Source organism: Ralstonia sp. NFACC01 (genome assembly GCF_900115545.1).
Classification (GTDB): Bacteria; Pseudomonadota; Gammaproteobacteria; order Burkholderiales; family Burkholderiaceae; genus Ralstonia; species Ralstonia mojiangensis.
Genome location: NZ_FOWV01000007.1, coordinates 242,043 through 263,637, shown reverse-complemented (window position 1 = coordinate 263,637; position 21,595 = coordinate 242,043). Strand labels below are relative to the sequence as shown.

General features: G+C 65.3%; 21 protein-coding genes. 9 read left to right on the top strand and 12 right to left on the bottom strand.

The window, feature by feature from the left end; all coding sequences use genetic code 11:
- Positions 1-179: 179 nt before the first annotated feature.
- Both BM136_RS19440 and BM136_RS19435 read right to left on the bottom strand, forming a co-directional pair.
- Positions 180-578 carry a dihydroneopterin aldolase gene (locus BM136_RS19440; protein WP_024976941.1) on the bottom strand — a complete coding sequence of 133 codons (399 nt, stop codon included), beginning with the start codon at positions 576-578 and terminating at the stop codon, positions 180-182.
- Positions 579-602: 24 nt separating this feature from the next.
- Entirely contained in the window at positions 603-1,421 is an 819-nt protein-coding gene (locus BM136_RS19435; RefSeq protein WP_092974369.1) for an SDR family oxidoreductase, read from the bottom strand.
- 17 nt (positions 1,422-1,438) lie between these two features.
- Here BM136_RS19435 and BM136_RS19430 point away from each other — a divergent pair, with 17 nt between their 5' ends.
- Positions 1,439-2,632 (top strand): class I SAM-dependent methyltransferase, encoded by a 1,194-nt coding sequence (locus tag BM136_RS19430; protein ID WP_092974366.1) that lies wholly within the window; start codon positions 1,439-1,441, stop codon positions 2,630-2,632.
- Between the two features lie 4 nt (positions 2,633-2,636).
- Here BM136_RS19430 and BM136_RS19425 read toward each other — a convergent pair whose 3' ends face one another.
- On the bottom strand, positions 2,637-3,926 hold the full coding sequence (locus BM136_RS19425) for a muropeptide transporter (RefSeq protein WP_092974364.1): 1,290 nt from the start codon (positions 3,924-3,926) through the stop codon (positions 2,637-2,639).
- A 102-nt stretch (positions 3,927-4,028) separates the two neighbouring features.
- On the opposite strand from BM136_RS19425, the gene BM136_RS19420 reads away from it, so the two are divergent.
- Entirely contained in the window at positions 4,029-4,973 is a 945-nt protein-coding gene (locus BM136_RS19420) for a M48 family metallopeptidase (protein ID WP_092974361.1), read from the top strand.
- A gap of 8 nt (positions 4,974-4,981) precedes the next feature.
- Here BM136_RS19420 and BM136_RS19415 read toward each other — a convergent pair whose 3' ends face one another.
- Positions 4,982-5,905, bottom strand: coding sequence for a DMT family transporter (locus BM136_RS19415; protein WP_092974358.1), 924 nt, complete (start codon positions 5,903-5,905; stop codon positions 4,982-4,984).
- Positions 5,906-6,069: 164 nt separating this feature from the next.
- On the opposite strand from BM136_RS19415, the gene BM136_RS19410 reads away from it, so the two are divergent.
- Positions 6,070-6,579, top strand: a complete 510-nt coding sequence (locus tag BM136_RS19410) for a MarR family winged helix-turn-helix transcriptional regulator (protein WP_092974355.1) — start codon at positions 6,070-6,072, stop codon at positions 6,577-6,579.
- 73 nt (positions 6,580-6,652) lie between these two features.
- On the opposite strand, the gene BM136_RS19405 is transcribed toward BM136_RS19410, so the two are convergent.
- A complete protein-coding gene (locus BM136_RS19405; RefSeq protein ID WP_092974352.1) occupies positions 6,653-7,240 on the bottom strand; it encodes a GyrI-like domain-containing protein in 588 nt (195 codons plus the stop codon).
- A gap of 126 nt (positions 7,241-7,366) precedes the next feature.
- Here BM136_RS19405 and BM136_RS19400 point away from each other — a divergent pair, with 126 nt between their 5' ends.
- Positions 7,367-8,122 (top strand): YdcF family protein, encoded by a 756-nt coding sequence (locus BM136_RS19400; protein WP_092974514.1) that lies wholly within the window; start codon positions 7,367-7,369, stop codon positions 8,120-8,122.
- Between the two features lie 311 nt (positions 8,123-8,433).
- Positions 8,434-9,342 (top strand): prohibitin family protein, encoded by a 909-nt coding sequence (locus BM136_RS19395; RefSeq protein ID WP_092974349.1) that lies wholly within the window; start codon positions 8,434-8,436, stop codon positions 9,340-9,342.
- 61 nt (positions 9,343-9,403) lie between these two features.
- On the opposite strand, the gene argC is transcribed toward BM136_RS19395, so the two are convergent.
- Together argC and BM136_RS19385 are read right to left on the bottom strand one after the other, a co-directional pair.
- Positions 9,404-10,417, bottom strand: coding sequence for an N-acetyl-gamma-glutamyl-phosphate reductase (gene argC, locus BM136_RS19390; RefSeq protein ID WP_092974346.1), 1,014 nt, complete (start codon positions 10,415-10,417; stop codon positions 9,404-9,406).
- 115 nt (positions 10,418-10,532) lie between these two features.
- Positions 10,533-11,318, bottom strand: coding sequence for an exodeoxyribonuclease III (locus BM136_RS19385; protein ID WP_092974343.1), 786 nt, complete (start codon positions 11,316-11,318; stop codon positions 10,533-10,535).
- Positions 11,319-11,350: 32 nt separating this feature from the next.
- On the opposite strand from BM136_RS19385, the gene pyrE reads away from it, so the two are divergent.
- Entirely contained in the window at positions 11,351-12,028 is a 678-nt protein-coding gene (gene pyrE / locus BM136_RS19380) for an orotate phosphoribosyltransferase (RefSeq protein ID WP_092974340.1), read from the top strand.
- Positions 12,029-12,117: 89 nt separating this feature from the next.
- On the opposite strand, the gene BM136_RS19375 is transcribed toward pyrE, so the two are convergent.
- From BM136_RS19375 to BM136_RS19360, 4 genes are all read right to left on the bottom strand, one after another.
- Complete coding sequence (locus BM136_RS19375; protein ID WP_092974337.1) at positions 12,118-12,945, bottom strand: polyphosphate kinase 2 family protein; 828 nt, start codon at positions 12,943-12,945, stop codon at positions 12,118-12,120.
- A gap of 64 nt (positions 12,946-13,009) precedes the next feature.
- Positions 13,010-13,891, bottom strand: a complete 882-nt coding sequence (dapF, locus tag BM136_RS19370; protein ID WP_092974511.1) for a diaminopimelate epimerase — start codon at positions 13,889-13,891, stop codon at positions 13,010-13,012.
- An 89-nt stretch (positions 13,892-13,980) separates the two neighbouring features.
- Positions 13,981-14,874, bottom strand: coding sequence for a lipid A biosynthesis lauroyl acyltransferase (locus BM136_RS19365; RefSeq protein WP_092974334.1), 894 nt, complete (start codon positions 14,872-14,874; stop codon positions 13,981-13,983).
- A 13-nt stretch (positions 14,875-14,887) separates the two neighbouring features.
- On the bottom strand, positions 14,888-15,736 hold the full coding sequence (locus BM136_RS19360; RefSeq protein ID WP_092974331.1) for a lysophospholipid acyltransferase family protein: 849 nt from the start codon (positions 15,734-15,736) through the stop codon (positions 14,888-14,890).
- Positions 15,737-15,975: 239 nt separating this feature from the next.
- On the opposite strand from BM136_RS19360, the gene metK reads away from it, so the two are divergent.
- Together metK and BM136_RS19350 are read left to right on the top strand one after the other, a co-directional pair.
- Positions 15,976-17,166 (top strand): methionine adenosyltransferase, encoded by a 1,191-nt coding sequence (gene metK / locus BM136_RS19355; RefSeq protein ID WP_092974328.1) that lies wholly within the window; start codon positions 15,976-15,978, stop codon positions 17,164-17,166.
- Between the two features lie 121 nt (positions 17,167-17,287).
- Positions 17,288-18,178 carry an AraC family transcriptional regulator gene (locus tag BM136_RS19350; protein ID WP_175537171.1) on the top strand — a complete coding sequence of 297 codons (891 nt, stop codon included), beginning with the start codon at positions 17,288-17,290 and terminating at the stop codon, positions 18,176-18,178.
- Between the two features lie 12 nt (positions 18,179-18,190).
- On the opposite strand, the gene BM136_RS19345 is transcribed toward BM136_RS19350, so the two are convergent.
- A complete protein-coding gene (locus BM136_RS19345; protein ID WP_092974325.1) occupies positions 18,191-20,182 on the bottom strand; it encodes an acid phosphatase in 1,992 nt (663 codons plus the stop codon).
- Positions 20,183-20,415: 233 nt separating this feature from the next.
- Between BM136_RS19345 and BM136_RS19340 the strand changes: the two genes are divergently transcribed.
- Complete coding sequence (locus BM136_RS19340; protein WP_092974322.1) at positions 20,416-21,564, top strand: HPP family protein; 1,149 nt, start codon at positions 20,416-20,418, stop codon at positions 21,562-21,564.
- The last annotated feature ends 31 nt before the right edge of the window (positions 21,565-21,595 follow it).

The window sequence follows — 21,595 nt, the reverse complement described above, 5'->3', positions numbered from 1 at the left end:
GGCTTGTCTGAGCGCAGCGAGTTTGCCTCCCTTCCCTCCCTGCGACATAAATTCAAGGAATCTTTCGCCATCTCGGGCGCGCCTTTCTTTGGTTACTTTCTTTGGCAAGACAAAGAAAGTGACCCAGCCCCGGCAGGGGATGAAACGAGGGATGCACCACCGCATCAAAAACACAGCCGTCAGCCCGACTCTTTAATCCGAAACACTTCCACCCCCACCGACTCACAATCCGGATACACATCCGGCTTCTCCGTCGACACCCGGGCGGCCAGCACATGCGGGTGCTTGAGCATCGCCGTCAGCACGTCATCGCACAGCGTCTCCTGCAGGTGAATATGGCCTTGCGCCATGCGGCGTGCCACGGTGTCGCGCATGAAGTCGTAATCCACCACTTCATGCAGCTTGTCTTCCGTGGGCGACGAATGCTCCAGCGGCACGTACAGCTCGATGTTGATCAGGACGCGCTGCTCGCCCTTCTTCTCGAATTCATGCACGCCGATGTTGATCTGCACTTCGTAGTTGCGCAGGAACATACGACGGCAGTGCGACAGGCGCGGGTGGGATAGCAGGGAAAGCATGGGAGCGTCCGGGGGAGGAGTTGTTTATTCAGTGAGGAACATCACGTCGCGGGCCAGCGGCATCAGATGCTGGCCTCCATCGACGAATAGCGTGGTGCCGGTGACGGCGCGTGCGGTAGCCAGGTAGCACACCGCTTCGGCGATGTCTTCCGGCGTGGACGACTGGCCCAGCGGCGTCATCTGGTGCGCGCGCGCGAACCCGCCTTGCGACTGGTCGCCCGACACCATCGTGATGCCCGGCGCCACGCCGACCACGCGCAGCGCGGGCGCCAGGGCCTGCGCAAGCTGCATGGTGGCCGTCGACAGCGCCGACTTCGACAACGTGTAGGAGAGGAAATCCGGGTTCAGGTTATCGAGCTTCTGGTCGAGCAGATTGACGACCACGCCGCGGCCTTCGGCGCCATCGGCAGTCAGCGCACGGTGCAGCTCGCGCGACAGCAGCAGCGGCGCCGCCACATTGGTGCGCATATGCGTATCGAGCGATGCATAGCTGAAGCTGGTCGCCACGTCGTACTGGAACAGCGACGCGTTGTTGACCAGGCAGGTGGGCGTACCCAGTGCAGCGCTGCAATCGGCAATCAGGCGGCCGGCGGCAACTTCGTCCGACAGGTCGGCCTGCAGCACGGCGGCGCGACGCCCCATGGCGATGATCTCGGCGGCGACGGCGTCGGCCTCGGTGCGCGAGCGGTGGCAATGCACGGCAACATCCCAGCCGTGCCGGGCCAGCGCCAGGGCAATGACGCGCCCCACGCGGCGGCCAGCGCCTGTGACGAGGGCGATGCGCCGCTGTGTAGCGGATTCTGCGGTCGATTCCGCAGCTGACTGGATGGGCGTCTGCGCCATTGTTTACAATCCGGGCGATGAGCAAAACCGTGAGTTTACCGCTTCCCAACGAGGCGGCGCAGGCGCAGTCCGCGCACCTGTTCGCCGTGATCGCCGACGCCATTGCGGCCGCCGGCGGCTGGCTCCCGTTCGACCGCTACATGGAACTGGCGCTCTACGCGCCGAGCCTGGGCTACTACAGCGGCGGCGCGGCCAAGTTCGGCCGCCGCGTGGAAGACGGCGGCGACTTCATCACCGCGCCCGAATTGACACCGTTCTTCGGCCGCACCGTGGCGCACCAGATCGCGCAGGTGCTGCAGGCATTGCCCGAGGGCCAGCGCCACGTGCTGGAGTTTGGCGCCGGCACCGGCAAGCTGGCCGCCGACATCCTCACCGAACTCGATGCGGTGGGCGCGCGCCCTGACAGCTACGGCATCGTCGAACTCTCCGGCGAGCTGCGCCAGCGCCAACAGGAACACCTGACTGCGCTCGGCCCCGAGCTGGGCGCCCTTGCGCAGTGGCACGACACGTTGCCTGCGCCGTTCACCGGCGTGATGATCGGCAACGAAGTGCTTGATGCGATGCCCGTGTCGCTGTGGGCGCGGCGCGGCGGCGTGTGGCGCCAGCGCGGCGTAATGCTCGATGCCGACAACGGCCTGCAATGGGAAGACCGGCCCGTGGATCCGTCGGAGGTGCCCGCCAAGCTGGCCGCACTGCCGGGCACGGATGATTTCGTTACCGAATCGCACGAAGCCGCCGAGGGCTTTATCCGCAGCGCCGGCACGGCACTCGAGCGCGGCTTGCTGCTGCTGATCGACTACGGTTTCCCGGCTGCCGAGTACTACCACGCGCACCGAGCCAACGGCACGCTCATGTGCCACTACCGCCAGCACGCGCATGACGATCCGTTCTGGCTGCCGGGCCTGCAGGACATCACCGCGCACGTCGATTTTTCGGGGATCGCCCAGGCGGGGCAGGAAGCCGGGCTAGAACTGCTCGGCTATACGAGCCAGGCGCGCTTTCTGTTGAGCGCCGGCGTCGGCGAGCTGTTGATGACGCTTGATCCGTCCGACCCGATGCAGTTTCTGCCGGCGGCCAATGCCGTGCAGAAGCTGCTGTCGGAGGCAGAAATGGGCGAGCTATTCAAGGCCATCGCGCTGGGCAAAGGCATCGATGCGGCGCTGCCGCTGGCCGGCTTTGCCGATGCCGACCGCTCGAACCGCTTGGGTTAGCCGATCAGGCTGAGGCAGCCTTGGCCGCTTTGGCTTCCAGGGCGCGTTCGTTCTGCTCAGCTTCGTAGCGGCCGATCGTGCCGCGCATCCACCACAGCAGCGCCAGGCCTGGGAAGGCGAATACCACGGTCATCAGATAGAACGCGGGCCAGCCGTAGGCTTCAACGAGGTAGCCCGAAGTCGGCCCGACGTACACGCGGCCGATGGAAGCCAGCGCTGACAGCAACGCATACTGCGTCGCCGAGAACGACCGGTTGCACAGCGCCATCAGCAACGCAACAAAGGCCGCCGTGCCCATGCCACCGCAAATGTTCTCGATGCCGATGGCCACCGCCATCGTCCACAGATGCTGCGGCGTGACAGCCAGCACCCAGTAGCCCAGGTTGGACACCGCCTGCAGCACGCCAAAAAGCAGCAGTGCGCGCACCAGCCCCAGCCGCACCATCAGCGTGCCGCCGTACAACGCACCCACGATGGTGGCCGCCAAGCCGAGCGTCTTGTTGACGATGCCGACCTCGCCGGCGGAAAAGCCGACGCCCCGGATCAGGAACGTGGTGGACAGGCTGCCAGCAAACGCATCGCCCAGCTTGTAGAGCACGATGAGCGCCAGCAGCGCCCAGGCGCCACGGCGCGAGAAAAAGTCCTGCAGCGGGCCGACCACCGCTTCCTGCAGGCTGCGCGGCGCGCGCGCGGACACCTCAGGCTCCGGCGACCACAGCGTCGTGATGATGCCAAGCGCCATCAGCCCGGCCATCAGCAGGTACATGTTGCTCCAGCCCATCACGCGATCGGCCAGATACAGCGCCAGGCCGCCCGACACCAGCATCGCCAGCCGGTAGCCGAGCACCTTCACGGCCGCGCCGACGCCGCGCTCGCTCGAATGCAGCACATCGGTGCTGTAGGCATCGAAGACGATGTCCTGCGACGCCGACAAAAACGCCACGAGCACCGCCAGCCCTGCCAGTGCCCAGAGCGCGGCGTGCGGCGGCGTGAACGCCATGGCGGCAATCGACGCCACGAGCCCCGCCTGCGTCAGCACCAGCCAGCCGCGCCGGCGCCCCATCAGCGGCGGCGTGAAGCGGTCCATCAGGGGCGCCCAGAGGAATTTGAAGATGTACGCCTGCCCCACCAGCGAGAACAGCCCGATGGTGCGGATATCCAGCCCTTCCACCGTCATCCAGGCCTGCAGCGTGCCCGAGGTGAGCGCCAGCGGCAGGCCGGAGGCAAAGCCCAGCAACAGCATCGCGCCGATGCGGCGGTTGCGGAAAATATCGAGGTAATCGTGGAAGGTCATGCGGCGGGCCAGAGGCGAAGGCGATGCGAATGCGGGTTGCCACGTAGCGTGGCACGGTGCGTTGGCCGATATTATGTCGCACGGATTCGGCCCCTCACCCATATGCCCCGCATAACACGCTTCCTGCTGACTGCAATTGGCCTCGCGCTATCTGCATGGGCTGTCGCCATGGACGGCCCGCTGCCGGTGCCCGCCGACGGCGTGAAGCTGGAAGCGGCGACCACCACGTCGCCCAACATCCGGCTCGTCATTCCCGCCGAGGAAATCGACAAGCGGGCGCTGGCCGAATACCAGGGCATCATCGACAACGCGGCCCACGAAGGCGCGCTTGCGCCGGACAACGTGCCGGATCTGATCCGCATCCGCGGCATCGTCAGGCGCCTGACGCCCCAGGCGCCGCGCTGGAACCCCGACGCTGCGCACTGGAAGTGGGAGGTCAACCTGATCGGCTCGTCGCAGGTGAATGCGTTCTGCATGCCCGGCGGAAAGATCGCCGTGTTCTCGGGGCTGCTCGAACAGTTCAAGCTGACGGACGACGAACTCGCCATGGCACTCGGCCACGAGATCGCCCACGCATTGCGCGAGCACGCTCGCGCCCGCGCCGGCCAGCGCGAGATCACCAACCTGGGCGCCAACGTCATCTCGCAATTGTTCGGCTTCGGCAACCGGGGCGACACGGACTTGGGCGAAGGCGCCAAGATGCACCTGCTGGCGTTCTCGCGTGCAGAGGAAACCGAGGCCGACCTGGTCGGCATGGACATCGCCTCCCGCGCCGGCTACGACCCGCGCGCCGCGCTCACGCTGTGGCAAAAAATGGGTTCGATCGGCGGGACAGAGCAAAAGCAGTTTCTGTCGACGCACCCCTCGGGGCGCACGCGCATGGCCGTGCTGTCGCGCCATTTGCCTGAAACGCTCACGCTGTTTGCCGACGCCCGGCATATGACGATGGCGAAGCTGCCGGAATATCGGTCGAACATGCAATATCTGGGCGCCGCGCCTGTTGATAATGGCGATGAGGCACCGATGCGGCCGATGGTGCGGCGGTAGTGTGCAAATCAATGCGGTTGCGGCTGCTCGCTTGAGCGGGAACACTGCACTGCATTCGCCTGCACTGCGAGCTCTCGCCGTGCCCGCCGCGACAACGCCATCCCCGCCACCGTCGCGCCCAGGATCAGCACCGCGCCGCCCGTCTGCATCGGGCTGAACCATTCGCCCAGGACGAGCGCGCCGAGCACCGTTGCCGTCAGCGGGCTGAGCAGCGACAGGAACGTCACGTCTGCGCCCAGCACGCCGATGCCGCGCACCCACAGCCAGTAGCCCAACGCTGTGCCGATGACGATGAGGTACGCAAAGCCCACCGCGTTACGCGCCGTGACCGCGGGCGGCAGGCCTTCCACGAACAACGCCACCGGCAGCAAGACCAGTCCGCCGAGCGCGAGTTGCCATGCCGCAACGGCCAGCGGCGTGCCGATACGGCCCCAGCGCTCAATGAGCACAGTCCCCATCGCCATCGAGAACGCAGCGGCCAGCGCTGCCGCCACGCCAATTGCGTCGAGCTTGGCCGCTGGGCCGAGAATCAGCAGCCCCACCCCCAACGAGCCGGCCAGCGCGGCCGCCAGTTGCGCCGGGCGCGGCTTGCGAGCCAGCAACGGCCACGCCAGCAGCGCGACCACCAGCGGCTGCGCAGACATGATCGTCGCCGCCACGCCGCCCGGCAGGCGCTGTGCCGCCACGAACAACAGCGCGAAAAATACGCCGATGTTGGCCAAGCCAAGCGCCAGCAGACGCAACAGCTTGTCTCGCGGCGGCAGGCCAGGACCGAGCAGCATGAGCAGCACCCCGGCCGGCAGCGCGCGCAACGCGCCAACCAGCAACGGGTGGCCGACAGGAAGCATCTGCGTGAAAACGAGATACGTGGTGCCCCACAGCATGGGCGCCAACGCTGTTGCCATCATTGTGGCCAGACGATTAAACGGCATGAGAAATCTCCACGTAACGTAATTTGATGTCGAAATAAATGCCGGTAAAAAGACACACGAACTCGCCCCTATCAAGCCAATTGCTGGGGGCAAACAAACCCGGTAGGATTTTGCAAATTCGACATCAAGTAGTTTGACGTCGAAATACTAGGATGAGGTGTTCGATGGGTCAAGGCAATTCGGCATCGGCGCAAGGCGGGCCGATGGACGGCATTCTCGCGCAATGGCGCCGGGAGCGCCCGGACATCGACCCCAGCCCGATGGCGGTCTGCGGCGAAATCTGGCGCACAGGTGAGCGTCTGCGGCAGGCGGTCGTCGCGAACGTGGCGGAGGCGGAGCTCGACATGGCGGGCTTTGATGTCCTGCTCACCCTGCGTCGCAATGGCCGCAAGCAGGCGTTGTCGCCATCAGCGCTGGCCAAGGACATGATGCTGTCTACGTCGGCCATGACCAACCGGCTTGACCGGCTGGAAACACGCGGTCTCATCGTCCGCAGAACCGATCCCGAAGACCGGCGAGGCCTGCAGATCGCGCTCACCGATGCAGGCTTTGCGCTCATCGATGGGCTCGTCGCCTCGCATGTCGAGACGGAGGAGCGCATGCTCGCGGCGCTGGGCCCGGCCGAGCGGTCGATGTTGCGCACGTTGCTCGGAAAGATTGGCGCCGCGCAGTGAAAGGGGCAGCCGACAGGCGCCCGTTATCGTCGGTCATCGCCACACGAAAGCATCGGGCCGCCGTCCAGTCCCATCATGCCGGCTCGGATTCCAGCGCGAACAGAATCTCCACGCGGTTCTCTGCTGCCTGCGGGCCCTGCCAGCAGTGATAGATCTCGCGACTCTCGCCTGAGAGACGACAACCCTGCGCTGCCGCCGCCCGCAACAGCGTCGCATAGCTATCGAAAAGTCGATCGAGCGGCCCTTCGTGGACGTGCGCCGCGCAGGTTGCGCCCGGCAGTGTCTTCAGCACATGTCGGCCGTGGTAGACCGGCACCGACTGCACGGGCAGGCAAAATTCGATCTCGCACGGTGTATCGGGGTCATGCGGCAGATTGCGGTAGATGAACATCCACGGACCGCTGACCGTCATGCCCTGCGCAGCCGCATCGGCTTCAACCGCCGCACAAACCGCAGACGCCGTCTTGCCGACTTCTGCGAGCGTGATGCGATGCGGCGCGCTAAGCACCCTTACCGGGGGAACAACCTTCATTTGCATTTGGCACCGATCCTTTTTGGAGCCGTGGCATTGCCTTGCACGGCCTGTGGTTTTGCATCGAGCGACAAGTTCGCCATCTTGCCGCGCATTGGCTAGAGCGACCAGCGTGATGGCCGCGAACATGCCAGCGCCCTCAGCGAATCCCCAGCCTGCCGCAACAACCCCGTAAGAAGACGGGTCGCGCAACCCGCCATTCCTCTTTACGATGGCGCCTCACGTACGCGCGTGAGCGCCAACCTGGAGGAACCTGTGAGCCTGACCATCCTGTGTGTGCTGGTGATCGTGGCAGCGGTGTGTGCAGCACGCGGCCGACGTCGGGCTGCGCGCGGGTTGGCGGTGTTCTCGGGTGTGCTGGTGATGATGATCGGGTGCGGGCCAGCGCCGGCGTGGCTGCTGGATTCGCTGGAAAAGCCCTTCGAGAACGAGCCGCACGTCCAATGGGGCGCGCGCAACGCCATCGTGCTGCTGGGCGCGGGCACGTTCCGCGTGGGCGACGCGGTCGAGCCGGGGCTGTTCTCGTATCCGCGCCTGGTCGAAGCCGCGCAGTTGTACCAGGCGTGCCGCAACGCCGACGGCGATTGCAAGATCCTCGTCAGCGGTGGCGATGCCCGCCATCACGGCGAGCCGGAAGCCACGGTGTATGGCCGCGAACTCGTTGCCCTCGGCGTCGACAAGGCCGACGTGCTGATGGAGCCCAAGAGCATGAATACGTGGCAGAACGCCCAGTTCTCGCGCACGGTGCTTGCGCAATATGCGGCTGATCGCACGGTGCTCGTCTCGTCGGCCATCCACCTACGACGCAGCCTGCTGTATTTCACGCACTTCGGCATGGCGCCGGTTCCCGTGCGCGCCGACGATCTGCAGGCCGCGGCCTCGCCCTTGCCGATGGCGTACAACTTCGCGCTGACGGATTTCGCGCTGCACGAATGGATCGGCATCGCGCGCTATCACGTCTACAACGCACTGGGCTGGAACCCAGCGCGCATCCACCCCGGCGACGCCTGATTCGACTCCACAACGCCCGCGCATTCGAAGCCGCGCTCTAGTGCTTCCGGAGGGAAGCAAAAATCCGGCGCCGGCCTATACTTTGTGCATCGCAACATCCGGGCATCGCAATGCGCCATCTCGGCCGTATTGAAGCTCACCGCCTCATCACCATTGGCAAGCTTGCTTGCCACCACCCGCCCACCGGGCGCGGCCATCCCTGACGGGAATCGCTGACGATTCCTGCGCCAGCAAGTGGGCCGTTGCGTAAGCAACGCGCCCGCCCCGCCAGCCACACCTCAGAAGCAAACCAACAAACAAGGGGAACCCTCATGCCTCAAGTCACGGCAAGCAAGCTGCCGGTCAAACTGCTCGCGCTCGTCTTTGGCGCCATTGCGGCGCTGGCCATCGGGCGGACTTTCCTGCTGAACTGGCAGATCATTCCGCCCGGCTACACGGGCATCAAGATCAACCGGCTCGTCGATCGCGGTATCACACATGAAAACGTCGTCACCGGGTTCGTCTTCTACAACCCTGTGCAGACGGCGATCATCCAGTACCCGACCTACGTGCAGCGCGTGATCTGGACGCAGGATGTGAACGAAGGCCACGCGCTCAACGAAGAGCTGACGTTCAATACCAAGGACGCCGTGCCCGTGAATGTGGACGTGGCCGTCTCGTACCAGCTCGACCGCGACAAGGTGCCGGCGTTCTACACCAACTTCCGCGCCGATCGCATCGAGACCTTCACGCACGGCTACCTGCGCGACACGGCACGCAACGTGATCGTCGCCATCGGCTCCGAATACAACTTTGATGACGTGAACGGCGGCAAGAAGGAAGAGTTCGTCGCGCGGCTGACCAACGAGCTGGACGCGCGGCTTGCACCGCTGGGCGTGTCGATCAAGCAGTTCGGCATTGTCGGCTCGCTGCGTCCGCCGCGTGCGTTGCTCGATGCGGTGAGCGCAAAGACCAAGGCCATCCAGGACGCGATCCGCACCGAGAACGAAGTGCGTTCCGCCCAGGCCGAAGCCAAGAAGAAGGTGGCGATTGCGGAAGGCGAAGCCGCGGCCAACCATGCGCTCGCCTCATCGCTGGATGACCGCCTGCTTGCGTGGGAACGCCTGAAACTCGAACGCGCCGCCATCGAGAAATGGAACGGCGTGACGCCGAGCGTGATGGCGGGCGGCAACGGCGGCGGCATGCTGTTCAACATTCCGGCAGGCGCGCAAAGCAAGTAAGTCGCGCCGGCAAAGAAAAACGCGCCCGAAGGCGCGTTTTTCGTTTCAGCTCAGGCGGCAATCAGCTCGCAAAACCTGGAGCGGCTTCGCGCACGGCGTGCTCGGCGCCGGCTGCAGGAATCGGCGCTTCCACGTGCAGGCTGGTCGCTTCGTCCACGCCCAGATGCACGTTCATGCATTGCACCGCGGCGCCGGCCGCGCCCTTGCCCAGGTTGTCCAGACGCGCGGTGACGACCATGCGCTCGTCGGAGCCGAACACGAACAGGTCGGCGCGGTTGGTGTCGTTGGCGCCCTGCACATCGAAGAAGCCGTTGTCGAGCGTCGTAACGTTGTCAGCCGGCGCCACGCGGATGAACTGCTCGCCCTGGTAATAATCGGCAAACACCTTGGCGATGTCTGCCGGGCTCGCCTTGCGTGCCAGATGCTGCGGGTGCAGGCCGATCGTCACGGCCAGGCCCTTGAGGAAGTTACCGACCACCGGCGTGAAAATCGGGGCGAGCGACAGCTTGCTCTGCACGCGCATCTCCGGCAGGTGCTTGTGTGCCAGTGCCAGCGCGTACGGGCGCGGGCTGTCGAGCTTCGGATTATTGGCGGCGAGGTAGTCGGCGATCATCGCCTTGCCGCCGCCGCTGTAGCCGGTGAGCGAGAACGCGGTGACCGGGTAGTCGGCCGGCACGATGCCCGCTTCCACCAGCGGGCGCATCAGCAGCACGAAGGCGCTGGCGTGGCAGCCCGGCACGGCGATGCGCTTGGTGTTGCGCAGGCGCTCGCGCTGGCCCTGAGCCAGTTCGGGCAGGCCGTAGACCCAGTCGTCCGACGTGCGGAACGCGGTGCTGGCGTCAATGATGCAGGTGTTCGGATTGTTGACCAGCGAGACGGCCTCGCGCGAGGCGACGTCCGGCAGGCACAGGAATGCGACATCGGCGGCATTCAGGAACTTGGCGCGCTCGGCGGAATCCTTGCGCTTGTCTTCGGCGATGCGCAGCAGCTCGATATCGTCACGTTGCGACAGATAGTCGAGCAAGCGAAGGCCCGTGGTGCCTTCCTGACCGTCGACGAAAACCTTGAATGCCATGGCGATCTCGCTAAAAACAGAGGAGCAAAAAGCACAACGCCGGCCCCATGCCGGCGCGTGAGTTTTGCATTGTAGCGGCTGACGAAGAAATGTCTGCGGCAGCGCAATAAAGTGCTTACCAATGCACCTTGGTGTCGTAATCGATCGTCAGCGGCGCATGGTCGCTGAACTTGATGTCCTTGAAGATCGACGTGCGGCGCGCCGTGGCGGCAATGCCCGGCGTGGCGATCTGGTAATCGATCCGCCACCCGACGTTCTTTGCGTAAGCCTGGCCGCGGTTGCTCCACCACGTGTATTGCTCGGGGCGGTCGTCCAGCGTGCGGAAAACATCCACATAGCCGACCTCGTCAAACAGCTTGGTCAGCCACGCGCGCTCTTCAGGCAGGCAGCCGGAGTTCTTCTGGTTGCCCTTCCAGTTCTTGATGTCGATTTCCTTGTGGACGATGTTGACGTCGCCGCACAGCACGACCTCGCGGCCCTTTTCGTGGCGCAGGCCTTTGAGGTGCTCCATGAACAGGTCCATGAAGCGGAACTTGGCCTGCTGGCGCTCTTCGCCGCTGGAGCCCGACGGCACGTAGACCGAGATGATCGACAGCTTGCCGTAGCGGGCTTCGACGTAACGGCCTTCGGCGTCGAACTCGCCGTTATCGAAGCCGATGATGACCTCGTCGGGCTTGTGGCGCGTGTAGATGCCCGCGCCGCTGTAGCCCTTTTTCACCGCGTGCTGGAACACGCCGTGGTAGCCGTGCGGCGCCAGGAATTCAGGCGTCATGTCGTCTTGCGCGCATTTCAGTTCCTGCACGCAGACGAAATCGGCGTCCTGCTTGCCCATCCATTCAAAAAAGCCTTTGCTGGCAGCGGAGCGAACGCCGTTGAGGTTGGCGGAAATGATGCGTAACATGGCGGGACTTTTTTGCAGACCAGAGAAAAAAGATGAGCCAAAACAGCGAGTTGCGCCAATCCTTCATCCGCTTTGCGGTGGAAGCCGGCGTGCTGTCGTTCGGGGAATTCGTGACCAAGGCGGGGCGGACGTCGCCCTATTTCTTCAACGCCGGCAAGTTTGCAGACGGCGCGCTGCTGGGCCAAGTCGCGCAATTCTATGCGAAAACCTTGCTGAACTCGGGTGTCGAGTTCGACATGCTGTTCGGGCCGGCCTACAAGGGCATCACCCTGGCATCGGCCACCGCCGTGGCGCTCGCAGGCCTGGGCCGCAATGTGGGCTTTGCGTACAACCGCAAGGAAGCCAAGGACCACGGCGAAGGCGGCAGCCTGGTCGGCGCGAAGCTGCAAGGGCGCGTGGTGATCGTTGATGACGTGATTTCCGCTGGCACTTCGGTGCGCGAGTCGGTTGAGCTGATTCGCGCCGCTGGCGCGACGCCGGCTGCCGTGCTGATCCTGATGGATCGGATGGAGCGCAGCGGCAATGCTGTGGATATCGGCGAGCGCTCTGCGGTGCAGGATGTGCAGGCTCAGTATGGGATGCCCGTTGTGTCGATTGCCAACCTGGATGATCTGCTGGGGTATCTGGATGGGGCTGGTGATCCGGCGCTGGCTGGGTATCGTGAAAAGGCTGCGGCCTATCGGGACAAATACGGCGTTAGCGCGATCTGACGCTTTTTGCTGTGCTGTTGGGAAACCCCGGTTGATGGACTTCGCCGGGGTTTTGTTTTTTGTGGTTCATAAACCCACAACCCAACACCCTACTCGATCTTCAGCCCCTTAAACGCCGGATTCCCCGCCGGATACTCCGGCTTCAGCCGCTCCATCACCTGCAGCAGAATCTCCGCCACCATCAGGCTGCGATGCGACTTGGAGTTGGCCGGAATGATGTGCCACGGCGCGTGCGGGGTGGCTGTGGCATTGACCGCGTCTTCGTAGGCGGCCATGTAGGCATCCCAGAGCTTGCGTTCTTCAATGTCCGCCATCCCGAGCTTCCAGTGCTTCTGCGGATCGTCGATGCGCTCCTGCAGCCGGTCGCGCTGCTCATCCTTGGAGATATGCAAAAAGCACTTGACGATGGTGGTACCGGTCTCGGCCAGCATCTGCTCGAAAGCGTTGATGTGAGCGTAGCGGCGCTTGCACTCGGCGGCGTCGATGTCTCCATGCACGCGAGTGACCAGCACATCTTCGTAATGGCTGCGATTGAAGATGACGATCTCGCCAGCGGCCGGCACCTCCGCATGGATGCGCCAGAGAAAGTCGTGCGCCAGCTCCAGGGGCGTCGGCACCTTGAAGCCCTTTACGCGCAGACCGAGCGGGTCGAGCGCACGGAACACGGTGCGTACCGTGCCATCCTTGCCCGCGGTATCCATGCCTTGCAGCACGACCAACAACTTGCGCCGATGCTCAGCATAGAAAATGTCCTGGAGTGCCTCAATGCGCGCAGACAGTTCGGCCAGCTGCGCCAGGTCACCGGCCTTACTGCCCGTGGTGCACGGCTTGGCGGCAGGATCGAACTTGGCAATCTTGAACTTGCTGCTGCCGTCGAAATACCAGGAGTCAATCGGGTTCTTGCCGCTGGATGCCACGGTATCTCCTTGTTGGCTTGTTGTTCTGAGGTAGGCGGTAGGCCGCCGTGCGCTATCCGAGGTATCAATGCGCGGCGGCGGTCAGCTTGAGCGCATCCAGGTCCAACGTGCCTTCAAAGACGGTTGTGGCGGGCCCCGTCATCATGACCGGCTCGCCAACGCCCGCCCACGCGATGGTCAGATCGCCGCCATGTGTGGCCACCTTGACGGGCGAATCGATCAGGCCACGGCAGATGCCGGCCACCACCGCTGCGCACGCGCCGGTTCCACAGGCGAGCGTCTCGCCCGCGCCGCGCTCGTACACGCGCAGACGCACGGAATGGCGATCGACGATCTGCATGAAACCCGCATTCACGCGACGCGGAAACACGGCATGCGATTCGATCAACGGGCCGTCTTCCAGTACGGGAAAGGCCTCCGTATCGTCGACGATCTGCACGGCGTGCGGATTGCCCATCGACACGGTCGACAGCCATTCAGTGCGGCCGTTGATCTGCAGCGCGTGCTGCGTGTCGTCGCCTTCGACGCGGGTGGGCAGGCCCTCGGGCAGGAACGGCAGGCGTGCCGCATCGAACACCGGCGCGCCCATGTCAACTGTGACCTGGCCGTCGTCCTGCATCGTCAGCGTGGCAATGCCGTTCATGACTTCCACGCGCACGGTGCGCTTATCGGTCAAACCCCGGTCGGTGACGAACTTGACGAAGCAGCGGGCACCGTTGCCGCAGTGCTCCACCTCGCCGCCGTCGTGATTGAAGATGCGGTAGCGAAAATCGACGTCGGGCCGTGTCGAACGCTCGACCAGCAGGAGTTGGTCCGCCCCCACGCCAAAGTGGCGGTCAGCAATGGCAGCCCATTGCTCGGGCGTGAAGTCGATGGGGGTCTGGATGCCGTCGAGCACGACAAAGTCGTTGCCCGCGCCGTGCATCTTGGTGAAGTGCAGTTTCATGGCGGGCCGCACAGATGCGGCGATGAGCGTTCGGAAAACGCCCATTCTAAAGCGAGCCGGCCCCGGTTGCCCCGGGCCGGCCGCAGGCATCAATAAATGCCCTGCATGCCCTCTGGGCGGTGCTTGAAACGCTTGTGCACCCAGTAATACTCGGTGATGCGCGGGCGGATCGCGTCTTCAAAGAAGGCGTTCATCCGGCGCGTATCGGCGGTCAGGTCGCCGGTGGGGTAGTTCTCCCACGCGGGCAGGATGCGCAGCGCATAGCCCTCGTAGTTCGGCAGGATCTCGGTGTACATCGGCACGACCTTGGCGCCCGTCATCGACGCCATGCGCGGAATGGCGTTGAGCGTGAGCGCCGGCACGCCGAAGAACGGCACGAACTCGGAGTCGCGCTCGCCGAAATCCATGTCCGAGATGAGCTGCAGCGCCTCGCCGCGCTTGATGGTGCGCATGATCTGGCGGATGTTTTCGTTGCGCGACACCATGGTCGCGCCAAAGCGGCTGCGCAGCGCCTTAATGGCGTCATCGAGCACCGGATTGGCCATGCGCGTGTACAGCGAGCAGCCCGCGTTGCCGACGTGCGTGCGCAGGTAGTCCGTCAGCGCCAGCGCGCCGATCTCCACACCTGACAGATGCAGGGTGACGAGAATGTGCGGCTGGCCGTGGAGCGCCGGCAGATTGGCCTGGTCGTCGATCTTCACCACGCGCATCAGGCGCTTTTCTGATGCGAACCACGCAAACGAGCGCTCGGCAAAGCTGCGGAAGACCTTGCGGAAGACGTCGTGCGCCATGGCTTCACGCTCGGCGTCGGACTTCTCGGGAAAACAGGCGCGCAGGTTGGCCAGCACCACGCGGCGGCGGCCATTGGGAATGCGGTACAGCAGCCCGCCCAGGCCTTCGCCAAAACGCGCGACAAAACCGTACGGCAGGAAGGACAACAGCCACAAAAAGCCGAGTCCGAGTTTGGCAGAGAAACGTTCCATAAAGGCAGCAGTGTCAGGCAGCGGGTGGAGCGTCCGCGCCCTTGGGATGCTTGTAGCGGTTATAGCCCCAGAGATATTGCGTCGGCGCCACGGCAATCAACCGTTCAATGGCGGCATTGATGCGGGTGGCGGCCTGCGTGGCATCTTCAGGCAGATCGCCGATCTCTTCCACGTGCAGGCGGTAGCCCGCGCCGCGCGGCAGTCGCTCGGCAAACAAGGCCACGACCGGCGCACCTGTCAGCCGGTGCAAACGGTGCACCAGCGTCATCGTATAGGCCGGCTTGCCGAAGAACGGCGCCCATACGCCCTCGCCGCCGGTGGGCGTCTGGTCGGGCAGGATGCCAATAGCCTCACCGCGCTTGAGTGCGCGCACGAGCATGCGCACACCGCGCGGGTCCGCCGGCGCCATGTGCATGTTAGGCCCCTTGCGCATGTTCTCGATCCAGGTGCGCAGGCTTTCCTTGCGCGGCGGCTTGAACAGCGATGTGACCGGATGCTCGTTCGCGTAGGCCTGCGGCAAGACCTCGAAGCAGCCCAGATGCGGCGTGAGGAAGATCAGGCCGCGCCCGTCGGCAAGCGCCCGTTCGATCACAGACCGGCAGACGTCGAACAGGTGCGGAGCGACCTGCGCCCCGTTCTTGCGCACCCAGAAGTACGGCATCTCGAACACCATCCGGCCGGCGGAGCGCCCGGCCTCTTTGAGCATGGCGGGCGTGACGTCGGGATAGGCGTGGCGGAAGTTGGCGATGAGCCGGTCGTGATAGCGGCCGGGCACCTTGGCGGCCAACGCTCCCAGCCAGCCGCCCAGCGCCTGCAGCACTGGCAGGGGCAGGCGTGAAAACAGCCAGTAGAGGAAGGTCATGCGTGCGTACGCTGCAATGTGTTGGTCGCAGTCGACAGGGGAGCAGGGTCTTGGCAGGCCTTGCTGCGGCCCAGAAAAGTGCCGCGTATAATAGCGCGATTCGCCGAGTTAACTGACAACTTGCGGGGCGAATCCTTGCTTGGCCACAAACCTCGGCAAGGTTGCTAAATACCGCTAAAGCGTCGCCGGCCGTGGCTTAACGGATTGGCAACGTGATAGCCAATCTGGAGCTAACAGCCGTGTCAAACGACTTCCTCTTCACCTCGGAGTCGGTCTCCGAGGGCCATCCCGACAAGGTCGCCGACCAGATTTCCGACGCCATCCTGGACGCCATCCTCGCCCAGGACAAATATGCGCGCGTCGCAGCAGAAACGCTGTGCAACACCGGCCTGGTGGTGCTCGCGGGTGAAATCACCACGACGGCCAACGTCGACTACATCCACGTTGCGCGCGAGACCATCAAGCGCATCGGCTACGACAACACCGACTACGGCATCGACTACAAGGGCTGTGCCGTCCTCGTCGCTTACGACAAGCAATCGCCGGACATCGCGCAGGGCGTGGACCGCGCATCGGACGACTACCTGAACCAGGGCGCCGGCGACCAGGGCCTGATGTTCGGCTACGCGTGCGATGAAACGCCCGAACTGATGCCCTTCCCGATCTACTATGCACACCGCCTGGTCGAGCGCCAGTCGCAACTGCGTCGCGACGGCCGCCTGCCCTGGCTGCGCCCGGACGCCAAGTCGCAGGTGACGGTGCGCTATGTGGATGGCAAGCCGCACAGCGTGGATACCGTGGTGCTGTCCACCCAGCACGCGCCGGAGATGTCGCAAGAGGCCATCCGCGAAGCCGTGATCGAAGAGATCATCAAGCCGGTGCTGCCTTCGCACATGCTGGCCGACACCAAGTATCTGGTGAACCCGACCGGCCGCTTCGTCATCGGCGGCCCGCAAGGCGACTGCGGCCTGACCGGCCGCAAAATCATCGTCGACACGTACGGTGGCGCAGCCCCTCACGGCGGCGGTGCGTTCTCGGGCAAGGACCCGTCGAAGGTCGACCGTTCGGCCGCTTACGCCGCGCGCTACGTGGCCAAGAACGTGGTGGCCGCCGGCCTGGCGCGCCAGTGCCAGGTGCAGGTCAGCTACGCGATCGGCGTAGCACGCCCGATCAACATCACCGTGTATACGGAAGGCACGGGCGTGATCCCCGACGACCAGATCGCCAAGCTCGTGCACGAGCATTTCGACCTGCGCCCGAAGGGCATCGTGCAGATGCTGGACCTGCTGCGCCCGGTCTACGAAAAGACCGCCGCGTACGGCCACTTCGGCCGCGAAGAGCCGGAGTTCAGTTGGGAGGCCACCGACAAGGCCCTGCTGCTGCGCGAAGCGGCTGGCCTGGCGGGCGAGCCGGCCAAGGCGTTTGCCTGAGCCAGCGATGCCGCACGCAAGAAACCGCCTCTCGGGGCGGTTTTTTTATGGCGTCGAGCAATTGCGGTCAGGCGCAGGCGCGAGCGCACCGCTACCGTATCGCTACCCAGGAGCCGCCGCGTTGACCACCGCCACCGACCCCACCGACCGCTACCTCGCCCGCTTCCGCGCCGTGCTCGCGCACATCGACGCGCATCTGGAAGACACGCTGGACGTGGATGGGTTGGCCGACGTGGCGGCGTTTTCCAGGTACCACTTTCACCGCCAGTTCTCGTTGCTGTTCGGCATGAACGTCGGGCGCTATGTGCAGTTGCTGCGCCTGAAGCGCGCCGCGCATCAACTCGCCTATCGCGACGATGCGCGTATCACCGACATCGCGCTGGCGTGCGGATACGAAGGGCCGGAAGCATTTGCGCGGGCGTTCCGCAGGCAGGCGGGGCAATCGCCGTCAGCCTTCCGGGCGGCGCCGCAGTGGGCATCCTGGGCGACCGATCTACAGGCGCTGCGCGCCCTCAGGAGCCAACACATGCCCGCACAACCGCACACCCAATCCGTCGAGATCGTCGAACGCGAGGCCGTGCCCGTCGCCGCCATCGAGCATCGCGGCGACCCAGCACGCCTGGGCGAGACCCTTCGCGCGTTCATCGCCTGGCGCCGCGAGCATCGTCTGCACCCGAGCGTTTCGGCCACATACAACGTCGTCTACGACAACCCCGACGACGTGCCGCCCGAGGCGTTCCGCATGGACATCTGCGCGGCGACGCAAGCACCGGTAGCGCCCAATGAAGCGGGCGTGATGGCCAAGACGCTGGCAGGCGGGCGCTACGCCGTGCTGCGCCACACGGGCTCCGACGACACGCTCGGTCAGAGCGTGGCGTACCTGTATGTCGATTGGCTGCCCGCCAGCGGCGAGGAACTGCGCGACGCGCCGTTGCTGTTCCAGCGCGTGCGCTTCTACCCCGATGTGCCCGAACACGAAGCCGTGACCGACGTGCTTCTGCCGCTCCGGTGAGCGTTCAGACGGTCAGGCGTCCAGATGGATCTGGATGCCGGTGGCCGTGTAGATGGCCGTGGCCTTGAAGCCGTCAACGACCACCGACGAGAACTGGCGGTTGCTGCCCGCGCCATCCACCACGGCGATGGTGTCGCCCACCTTGGGCGCGTAGCCGTTCACGAATTTCACGTGCAGCGTGCCGCCGGCAATCGTGGTGAGGCCCGCCACGCTCAGCTTGCCCTGACCGTTCGGGCCGATGGCCAGATCCAGCGTGGTGCCCTGCAGTTGCGTGAACTTGCCCGCAATGGCCACCGCTGCCGGCGCCTTGACGGCCAGCGTGCCGGCGCCCACATACACATCGCCCGCACCGAACGCGTTGGCAGAATCGGCTTCCAGCACGCCGCCTGCGACCTGCGTGCCGCCGGTGTAGGTGTTGGCGCCGGCCAGACGCAATGTGCCGCTGCCTTGCAGCGTGAGCTTGCCCGCGCCGGAGATGGCGTTGCGCCACGTGTCGGCCGCGTTGAAGCCGCCCTGCGTTGCATCCATCGACACGATCACGTTGCCGTTGAACGCGCCGTAGCCGTCGGCCGCCGCGAACAGGTTGAGGCGGCCCCAGCCTTCGGCGTCGTCGAGCACGGGGTAGCCGGACGCCAGCTCCGTCGTCTTCAGCACCACGCGGCGCTGATCAGCGCTCAGATACGGGAAGCGCGTTTCCAGCAGCACCTCGGCGCCCTTGGGCACTACCGGCGCCAGCGTCGTCGCGCCAATCTGCGTGAAGCCAAACGTCATGCGGCGCGTGAAATTGGCCTGGTTGGTGGCGTAGTCGGCAAAGCGGTCAGTGGCAGGCGTGCCGGACTGGGCCAGCGTCGGGAAGGTCGTGGCATCCGTGCCGGTCTGCGCCATCAGCGCGGTGTGCGCCTGCGTGAAGGCGGCCGCCTTGAGCGTGGCGTTGGCCGGGTCGACCAGGTTGGCCGCGGCCGCAGCGATGCCGATCATGCGGCCCGCCATCACGTCCAGCGGCGAATGCATGCCGGCCAGGATGCGGTTCTCGCCCAGTTCCAGGCCGCGCGCCAGCATCTGCTGGAAGCGCTCGGGTACCAAGTACGCCATGGCTACCGCATCGCGCGTCGCCTCGGCCGAGTGGCCGCTGATGAAGCCGCCGTCGGTGGCAGGCGTAGGGCTCTCGGCCGGCATCAGCGTCGGCACCACCACCACGCTGCTGCTCCAGCGGTACGGGCGCGCGTATTTGTAGAAGCGCTTGGCCGGCTCGGTGGACGCGTTGTTGCCCACCGTGTTGATCAGGTCCACGACCTTGCCGAAGGCGGTATTGCCACCCGAGGTGCCCACGCCCGTGTTGTTGCCGCTGTCGTTGTAGAGCACGGTGGTGGCATCGGCCGGCACGGTGGTGATCGACGTCGTCTGCTGCGCCAGCGTGCGCCACGCGGTAGTCAGCGGCCCCATGCCGTCGCTCACGCTGTAGCCCTTGCCGCGGCGGTCGTCAAAGTACGCCGCGTCGGCCTGGGCCTGCGTGCGGTTGGTGGTCGCATTCACCACGTATTGAACGTTTGCGTTCAAGACCGGCAGATTGAGCTGCGTGCCGCCGGCCGTGCCGTCATTGGGCAGGCCCGTCCACGTGGACGCGACCACCGCCGGGAACGACCCGTTGGCCGGCGCGCTCACCCCTGCATCCACGATTTCCGTCAGCGGCTGCCACAGGTCGAGAAAGCGCGTGAACAAGCGCACACCGGCGTTGGTGCCGAGCGTGGCGTAGCGCGCATCGCCGCGCTGGTTGGTGGCGATGTTGTCGACGAACGCCGGTACGCCGCTGGCCACGGCAGCCGTGTCGACAAAGCCCGGGTCTGCGGGCGGCGCCGGAATGGCCTGCGTGGTGGCGACCGGCGTGCCATTGTTGGACGTGTCATCACCGCCGCCGCACGCGGTGAGCGCGAGGGCGCCGAAAAGCGCAACGAGGCTGGAGCAAAGACGCGGACGGGAAAACGCAGGGCGGACAATGAAGGACATGGTGCGGCGGGCTCGCAACCCGCACAGGGCGCTGGAAAGCCCAGCAGTCTCGGCACGCGCCGTGAAATAACGGTGACGTTTCGTTGACAAATCTGCGTGATCTTCGCCCTACATTGGGGCATTCCGCGTCATGACAGCGCTGACAGTGCGTTATGTCACAGAGTGATACAATCGCCGGCTGCACTCTTTGACTTTGGTGAAGCCTGGTCCGGGCAATCGCCGTCCCGTCGACCATGTCCGCTTCACCTCTGCATCCTGCCCTGCGCCGCTGGCTCCACAGCTTCATTCCTGCACCCGTGACGGTGCGGTGGAGCGAACGCGTCCGCTCCGCCGTCGGCGCACTTGTCGGCATCCTGTTTACCGGCACGATGATGAAGATGGTGCCGGGCGCTGCCACGCTGATCCCGCTGCTGGTCGCGCCCATGGGCGCCTCGGCCGTGCTGCTGTTTGCGGTGCCGGCCAGTCCGCTCGCGCAGCCGTGGTCGATCATCGGCGGCAACCTGGTGGCGGCCACCGTGGGCGTAACGTTCGCGCTGCTGGTGGATGATCCGGTGATTGCGTCGGCGCTGGCCATCTCGGTAGCGATTGCCGGCATGTTTGCCCTGCGCTGCGTGCACCCGCCTTCTGGCGCGGTGGCGCTCACCGCCGTGATTGGCGGCCCGGCCGTGCATGCGCTGGGCTATCGCTTCGTGCTGGAGCCGATCCTGGTCCAGTCAGCGCTGCTGCTGGTGGGCGCGCTGGCGTACCACGCGGCCACGGGCCACCGGTATCCGCACGCGCAACGCCTGCCCGCCGCCGAGCGTCCGCCCACCGCAGCCGGCTTCACCCGCGCCGACATCGTCGCCGCGCTCCGCCGTCAAAGCGAGCTGCTCGACATCGATCCCGAAGACATTGAAGCCGTGCTGCGCGAGATGCAGCTCCAGGCCTACACCCGCACGTTCCAGGCGCTCACCTGCGCCGACATCATGACCACGCCGGTGGTCACGGTTTCGGCCAGCACGTCGATCCCGCGCGCGCTGCAACTGCTGCGTCAGCATGGCTTCAAGGCGTTGCCGGTAGTGGACGAAGCGCGGCGCGTGGTGGGCATCGTCACGCGCGTCGACCTGCTCGGCCTGGCGCCGGCAGACATGCGCCAGACGTTACGCCGCTGGTTCAGCATCGGCGCCCTCACACCGCCGCGCGTGGCCGATCATATGAAGACGCGCGTGCAGACCATCGCTGCCACTGCGCCCATGTCGAATCTGGTGCCGATGTTTGCCAGCGCCGGCCACCACCACATTCCGGTGCTGGATACCGACGGCCGGCTGGCCGGCATCGTCACGGAATCGGACCTGGTGGGCGGGCTGTACCGTCAGGCCAACATCGAGCCGCAGGTGGCCTGACGCTTCAGCACCTCAGGCGCCCGAGTGCGGC